Consider the following 7,079-nt stretch of genomic DNA (forward strand, 5'->3'; position numbering starts at 1 on the left):
GCAAGAAGCATGACAAGAAGCACGAGAATAAGAAGGACAACAAGAAGGACAAGAAGCACGAGAAGCACCCCGACACTCTGGTGACCCGCCACGAGATGGCGCACTTCCTGGGCCGCATGGGCCAGTGGGTCACCGCTGCGGAGATGTACGACACCGTGGCCAGGGCCCGCACACGGGTCCTGGGAGCCGCCCACCCCGACACCCACGCCGCTCAGCGCGATGCCGACCGGGCCCGTGCCCACCTGGGCGACCCGCCGTCCGGCAAGCGCCCGCCGGGCCCCAGGGGCTGATCCCCGGCCCCCATTACGCTTCCCCGAGTGACCACTTCTGACTACGCCACGTACATCGCGTCCCTCCCCCGCATCCTCGCCGGCGCCGCCGTGCTCTTCCGTGACGGCCAGGGGGACGTGCTGCTCGTCGAGCCCAACTACCGCGAGGGCTGGGCGCTGCCCGGCGGGACCGTCGAGTCGGACTTGGGCGAGACCCCGCGGCGGGCGGCGCGGCGGGAGACGCTCGAAGAGATCGGCCTCGATGTGGAACTCGGCGCGCTGCTGGCGGTCGACTGGGTTACGGGCGTGGCGAGGCCCCCGATCGCCGCGTATGTCTACGACGGCGGGGTGCTGACCGAGTCGCAGATCGAGACGATCCGGCTGCAGGAGGAGGAGTTGATCTCCTGGCGGCTGGTGTCCCGTGACGAGATCCGCGAGTATCTGCTGGGGTCGCTCGGGCACCGGGTGCTGGCCGCTCTGGACGCGCTGGAGGCCGGCACCGGGACGGTGGAGCTGGAGAATGGCCTGCCGCCTGCCTGACCCGCCGCCCCGCCGACACCGCCGCCCGCCCCGGTCCCGCGAACTCACCTTTCGTATACGCGCGTTCACACCGCGTTGGCGTTCGCCCCGGTCGCCTCCGCCGGTACAGCACAGCACAGCACAGCACCGAGTGAAATCGGCTCGCCGCCGCGGGGGCCCGCTGCGTACGCTCGCGGCATGACTCTCGTCGCGATCCTCAGCGGCGCCGGTATCTCCACGGACTCCGGCATCCCCGACTACCGCGGGCCGAATGGCCTGTGGCGGCGCGATCCGGAGGCCGAGAAGCTCGTCACGTACGACTACTACATGGGCGATCCGGAAATCCGCCGCCGCTCCTGGCGGATGCGGCGCGACAGCACGGCATGGCGCGCCCAGCCGAACGCCGCGCATCTCGCCGTCGCCGAGCTGGACCGGCAGTCCGGGGTCGCGGTCCGGGTGATCACCCAGAACGTCGACGGGCTGCACCAGCTGGCGGGAATGCCCGAGCGCAAGGTGCTCGAACTCCATGGCACGGCACGGACGGTGACCTGCACCACATGCCACGCCCGCTCACCGATGGCACAGGCGCTGGAGCGGGTCGAGGCCGGCGAGGAGGACCCGCCGTGCCGTGTGTGCGGCGGGATCCTGAAGTCGGCGACGGTGATGTTCGGGGAACGGCTCGATCCGGCGGTGCTGGCCGAGGCGATGGCGATCGCCAAGGCCAGCGAGGTCTTCATCGCGGTCGGCACGAGCCTGCAGGTGCAGCCCGCGGCCTCGCTTGCGGGGATCGCCGCGGAGCACGGGGCTCGGCTCGCGATCGTCAATGCCGAGCCCACCTCCTACGACGAACTGGCGGACGAGGTCGTCCGCGAGCCGATCGGCACAGCTCTGCCCGCGCTGCTGAAGCGGCTGAGTCCAAGCCCGTACGGCGCTTGAGGACCGGAGTCCGGGGCGGAGCCCCAGTCCTTAGAACAGCGCGTCGTCAAAAGCGCCGCACTCGAACGCGAGCAGCCGCTGTTTGCGGTCGAGTCCGCCGCCATAGCCGATGAGGCTGCCCGTCGAGCCGATGACCCGGTGGCACGGGACGATGATCCCGATCGGGTTCTTGCCGTTGGCCAGACCCACCGCGCGGGAGGCACCGATATTGCCGAGCGCCTCGGCCAGTTGCCCGTAGGTACGCGTCTGGCCGTACGGAATCTGCCGTAGCTGGTTCCAGACGCCCCGCTGGAAGGGCGTTCCTTCGAGCCGCATCGGCAGGTCGAACTCCTTGAGCTCCCGGGCGAAGTACGCGTCGAGCTGGCGGATCGTCTCGCCGAAGGGAGCGGGGTCCGGCTCGCCGAACGTCTCCTCGTCGGGGCGGTGGCGCTGCGCGGTCATGTAGAGGCCGCTCAGCACGCCGTCGGTGGCGACGAGGGTGAGCGGGCCGTACGGGCTGTCCGTGACGGTGTGTTGTTTCACCGGACTTCCTTACACGGGGAGGTGGTTGATGGGATGGCCGTCGGTAGCCCAGAGGTACTGGACGGCGTACGCGCGCCAGGGCCGCCAGGCAGCGGCGCGCTCGGTGAGAGCGGCGGGCGTGGAGGGCAGAGAGAGATCGGCCGCCGCGCGCCGCATCCCGAGATCGCCCGGCAGGAACGCGTCGGGGTCGCCGAGTGCCCGCATCGCGATCACCTCGACCGTCCAGGGGCCGAAGCCGGGCAGCGCGATCAGCTGGGCGCGGGCCTTGTCCCAGTCGCTGTCGAGGCCGAGCCGCAGCGATCCGTCGGCCAGCGCGCCGACGAGGGTCGTCAGAGTGGTGCGGCGGCTGCGGGGCAGCGCCAGCGTCTGCGGGTCCAGCGCCGCCAGCGCCGCGGACGACGGGAAGAGGTGGGTGAGGCCACCCTCGGGGTCGTCGATCGCCTGGCCGTGCGCGGTGACCAGCCGGGCGGCGTGGGTGCGGGCCGCGGCGGTCGAGACCTGCTGGCCGAGCACCGCCCGTACCGCGAACTCCGCCGCGTCGACGGTGCGCGGCACCCGTCGGCCGGGTGCCTTGTCGACCAGCGGGGCGAGCAGCCGATCCGTACGCAGCTGGTCGTCGACGGCGACCGGATCGGCGTCCAGGTCGAGCATCCAGCGGCAGCGGCTGATCGCGATGGTGAGGTCGCGCGGGTCGGTGAGGGAGAGCCGGCAGGCGATGTGGTCGGGGTGCGGGGTGAGAGCGACGATGCCGTGTCCGTACGGGAGGCTCAGGGTGCGGCGGTACGCGCCGTCCCGCCACTCCTCGACGCCGGGGACGCCCGTCGCGGCGAGGTGTCCGAAGAGGTTGCTCGGGTTGAGCGGTGCGCGGTACGGCAGCCGCAGAGCGATCACGCCGGGGGTCTGCGGCGGTGTGGAGCTGCTGCGGGCGGCGCGGGTGCGCAGTTCGCCCGGGGCGAGCGCGAAGACTTCGCGGACGGTGTCGTTGAAGGTACGGATGGAGGAGAAACCGGCCGCGAAGGCGATCTCGGCCATGGGGATGCCGGTGGTTTCGATGAGCAGGCGCGCGGTCTGGGCGCGCTGTGCGCGGGCCAGGGCGAGCGGTCCCGCGCCCAGTTCGGCGAGGAGCTGGCGCTCGATCTGGCGGGTGGAGTAGCCGAGGCGGGCGGCGAGGCCCGGCACGCCCTCGCGGTCGACGACCCCGTCCTGGATGAGGCGCATGGCGCGGGCGACGGCGTCGGCGCGGGCGTTCCACTCCGGCGAGCCGGGGCTGGTGTCGGGGCGGCAGCGCTTGCAGGCCCGGAATCCGGCCTGCTGGCAGGCGGCGGCGCTCGGGTAGAAGGTCATGTTCTCGACCTTCGGCGGCACGACGGGGCAGCTGGGGCGGCAGTAGATCCGCGTGGTCAGCACGGCCGTGAAGAACCAGCCGTCGAAGCGGGCGTCCTTCGACTGGACGGCGCGTACGCAGCGCTCTGTGTCGGTGTGCATGGCTCAAGCATCGGCCACGCCCGGGGGGCAGGGCTGGCGAGAAAACGACATCAGCCAGCCGCCGCCCTCCAACGCCGCCACACCGCCTTCGCCGCGTGGTGCCCCGACATGCCGTGTACGCCCGGTCCCGGCGGGGTCGCTGACGAGCAGATGAAGACCGAGGGGTGCGCGGTGGCGTACGGGACGCGGGCGAGCTTGGGGCGGATCAGCGTCTGGAGCCCGGCGAACGCCCCGCACGCGATGTCACCACCGACGTAATTCGCGTTGCGCTGGGCGAGTTGGGGAGGTCCCGCGACGGCGCGGGCCAGCACGAGGTCGCGGAAACCCGGCGCGAAGCGTTCCAGCTGCCGCTCGATGGCCTCGGTGGCGTCGCCCTCCCAGCCGGCCGGCACATGCCCGTACGCCCACAGGACATGCTTGCCCGCCGGGGCCCTGGACGGGTCGATCACACTCGGCTGGGAGGTGATCAGGAAGGGCACCCGGGGAGCGACACCCGCGACGGCCGCCCTGAGGGCCGTATCGATCTCACCGGCGGTGGGTCCGAGGTGCACGGTCCCGGCCACGCGGGCCTCCTTCGCGGTCCACGGCACCGGACCCGACAAGGCGTAGTCGATCTTGAACACGGAGGCGCCGTACCGGTAGTGCTGATACGCCTGGCCGAGATCCGCGATCCTGGCGAGCGCTGTCGGCGAGGTGTCGAAGATGTACGCCCGGGCCGGCGGCAGCTCGTCCAGCCGCTTCACCTCCGCGCCCGTGTGAATCACACCGCCCTGTTCGCGCAGATACGAGGCGAGGGCGTCGGAGATCGCCTGGGAACCGCCGCGCGGCACCGGCCAGCCCTTCTCGTGCGCGGCCAGCGCGAAGCACAGGGCGATACCGGCGGTGGCGAAGCCGCTGGTCGGGGCGATGGCGTGGGCGGCGAGCCCGGCGAACAGGCCACGGGCCCGCTCGCCCTGGAAACGGCGCGAGACCCAGGACGCGGGCTGGAGCGCGGTCAGCCCGAAGCGCGCCAGGCGGTAGGGGTCGCGGGGCAGCCCGTCCCAGGGGGTACGCAGGAAGTCGGCGGCGAGGGTGTCCCAGTGGCCGGTGTAGGGGGCGACGAGCCGGCGGTACGCCCCGGCGTCACCGGCTCCCAGGGACATCGCGCTCTCGCCGACCGAGCGGCTCAGCACGGCGGCGGTGCCGTCCGGGAAGGGGTGGGCGAGCGGCAGTTCGGGGTGCAGCCATTCCAGGCCGTGCCGCGCGAGCGGCATGGCGGCGAAGGCGGGCGAGCCGATGCCGAGGGGGTGAACCGCGGAGCAGGGGTCGTGGCGGAAGCCGGGGAGGGTGAGCTCCTCGGTCCTCGCTCCGCCGCCGATCGTGTCCGTGGCCTCGTACACCGCCACGGAGAAGCCACGGCGGGCCAGTTCGACAGCGGCGGTCAGTCCGTTGGGGCCCGCCCCCACGACGACTGCATCGAGCATCGACGGCACCTTCGGACTCCTTTGTCAGCCGATGGCCAAGGTCCCCAGGATATTCCGGGGCGCCGACAGCGGGGGCCGGGGCAGTGTCCGGCGCGATGAATTCCAAGATCGAAACGATGGCGCAGCAGCTCACGACGGTGCGCGGGGTGCGTGCGGTAGCGCTGGGCAGCCGCGCCCGCGGATCGCACCGCCCACTGGTCCGCGAGGTGCGGGCGGCGCTGGGCCGACCTGCGCGGTGCGGGCAGGTGCGCACCCACCGGGGTGACCCGCGGCCGCACAGGGTCGTTCCTGTCACCCCGCCGGCACGGGGCCGTTTACGTCACCCGGCCGCACAGGGTCGTTCACCCCGCCAGCAGGCTCCGGACCCGTTCCGCCGTCTCCGCGTCCCTCGCCGCCGTGAACGGCAGCGCGTTCCCGCCCGCGATACGGAACGGCTCGCCCGCCACCGTCATGTGCGCCCCTCCCGCCTCCGTCACCAGGAGCAGGCCCGCCGCGTGGTCCCACGCGTTCTCCCAGGAGAAGGCAACCGCGTCCAACTCGCCCCGCGCCACGGCCAGATACTCCAGGCCCGCCGAGCCGCACGGACGCGCGTGCACCCCCTCCACGTTCAGGCCGAGCAGCGCCCGCTTCTGGTCCGGGGTCGTGTAGTCCGGGTGGGACATGGCCACCTGCAGCGCCGCCCCCGGCGCCGGTGAACCCGCCCGTAGCGGCGTGCCGTTGAGGCGGGCGCCGCCGCCCCGTATGGCTGTCGCCATCTCGTCGAGCACCGGTGCGTACGTCCAGGAGGCGAGCACCTCGCCGCGCTGGGCAAGGGCGACCAGCGTGCAGAACCCCGGATCCCCGTGGGCGAAGTGCCAGGTGCCGTCGACCGGGTCGACGATCCACACGGGCGCGTCGCGTTGCAGCGCCTCGTACACGGAGGGGTCCGCGTGCACGGCCTCCTCGCCGACCACGACGGAGCCGGGGAGCAGGGCCGTCAGGGACGCGGTGAGGTGCTCTTCGGCGAGACGGTCGGCGGTCGTCACCAGGTCGTGCGGCCCGCTTTTCTCGACGATCTCGTGCGCGGCGAGCTGACGGTAACGCGGCATGATCTCGGTGGCGGCCGCCTTGCGGACCGCCACCTCGACCTCGGACAGATCACCGTTCAGGAAGTCATCGATCATTTCTCCAGCTAAGCACGGCCCGCTGACATCGGACCGTCCGCCCGGTGCCCCATCGCGTAACCCTGCATTCCCCGCGGGTTCGCCGCGGCGGACAGCACACCCGTGCGCGGGTCCCCGGCGACCGCTGACCGGGCGAGCCGCGGGGGCGGCTGTAGCGCTACCGCCCGGCGTCCTGGCCGACCGCTCCCCGCGCGAGTAGCAGCAGCGCGTCGACCAGGTCGTCGGCCGGGCCGCCCGTGGCCAGTCTGCGCAGTTGCAGGCCCATCACCAGCGCGACCGTGGTCGCGGCGAGGCGTTCGGCGTCCGGGACGCCGAGGCCGGTGAGGATCTGCGCCGCGAGCCGGTCGTACGCGGCGAATGCCTCGGCGGCCGCTTCCCGCAGCCGCTCGTCGCGCCCGGCCTGGACGTACACTGCCCGCGGGGCCGAGCAGCTGGGCGCCGACGGGCAGTCCGTCGGCCGTGAGCCCGGCGGGGACGTTGACACCGGGCCAGCCGAGGACGTTCCAGGGCCAGGCGTACGGGCACGCGGCCGCCATCGTCGCGTCGGTGCGCCAGGCGCTGAGTCCGTCGAACGCGCCGATCCGAGGGGGCGGGGCCGCGGTGGTCGGGGTGAGGACTACATCGAACCCGGACGAGTCGAAGATCGCGCCGATCCTGGCGTGCTGGCGGGCGAGTACGCGATCTGCAAGGCGTCACTCATGGGTCGGCTCCTCTTCGAGGAC

8 protein-coding genes and 1 pseudogene are annotated in these 7,079 nt (G+C 72.6%); 3 read left to right on the top strand and 6 right to left on the bottom strand.

Annotation, left to right across the window (positions count from 1 at the left end; all coding sequences use genetic code 11):
• From ACWDO5_RS34560 to ACWDO5_RS34570, 3 genes are all read left to right on the top strand, one after another.
• On the top strand, positions 1–290 hold a 290-nt coding region (locus tag ACWDO5_RS34560; RefSeq protein WP_450534494.1), incomplete at its 5' end, for a tetratricopeptide repeat protein.
• A 27-nt stretch (positions 291–317) separates the two neighbouring features.
• On the top strand, positions 318–809 hold the full coding sequence (locus tag ACWDO5_RS34565) for an NUDIX domain-containing protein (protein WP_450534495.1): 492 nt from the start codon (positions 318–320) through the stop codon (positions 807–809).
• Positions 810–986: 177 nt separating this feature from the next.
• On the top strand, positions 987–1,724 hold the full coding sequence (locus tag ACWDO5_RS34570) for an SIR2 family NAD-dependent protein deacylase (protein WP_450534496.1): 738 nt from the start codon (positions 987–989) through the stop codon (positions 1,722–1,724).
• Between the two features lie 30 nt (positions 1,725–1,754).
• Here the strand turns inward: ACWDO5_RS34570 and ACWDO5_RS34575 are convergent, their stop codons facing one another.
• From ACWDO5_RS34575 to ACWDO5_RS34600, 6 genes and pseudogenes are all read right to left on the bottom strand, one after another.
• On the bottom strand, positions 1,755–2,246 hold the full coding sequence (locus ACWDO5_RS34575) for a methylated-DNA--[protein]-cysteine S-methyltransferase (RefSeq protein ID WP_450534497.1): 492 nt from the start codon (positions 2,244–2,246) through the stop codon (positions 1,755–1,757).
• A gap of 9 nt (positions 2,247–2,255) precedes the next feature.
• Complete coding sequence (locus ACWDO5_RS34580; RefSeq protein ID WP_450534498.1) at positions 2,256–3,731, bottom strand: DNA-3-methyladenine glycosylase 2 family protein; 1,476 nt, start codon at positions 3,729–3,731, stop codon at positions 2,256–2,258.
• A 50-nt stretch (positions 3,732–3,781) separates the two neighbouring features.
• Positions 3,782–5,203, bottom strand: coding sequence for a phytoene desaturase family protein (locus ACWDO5_RS34585; protein ID WP_450534499.1), 1,422 nt, complete (start codon positions 5,201–5,203; stop codon positions 3,782–3,784).
• 332 nt (positions 5,204–5,535) lie between these two features.
• Positions 5,536–6,357 (bottom strand): inositol monophosphatase family protein, encoded by an 822-nt coding sequence (locus ACWDO5_RS34590; RefSeq protein WP_450534500.1) that lies wholly within the window; start codon positions 6,355–6,357, stop codon positions 5,536–5,538.
• A gap of 157 nt (positions 6,358–6,514) precedes the next feature.
• Entirely contained in the window at positions 6,515–6,841 is a 327-nt protein-coding gene (locus tag ACWDO5_RS34595; protein WP_450534501.1) for a hypothetical protein, read from the bottom strand.
• Positions 6,768–7,025: pseudogene (locus tag ACWDO5_RS34600) on the bottom strand (amidase family protein); the annotation flags it as partial. The pseudogene ACWDO5_RS34600 and the gene ACWDO5_RS34595, both read right to left, overlap by 74 nt.
• Positions 7,026–7,079 lie beyond the last annotated feature (54 nt).

This window comes from Streptomyces sp. NPDC000880, from assembly GCF_053599675.1.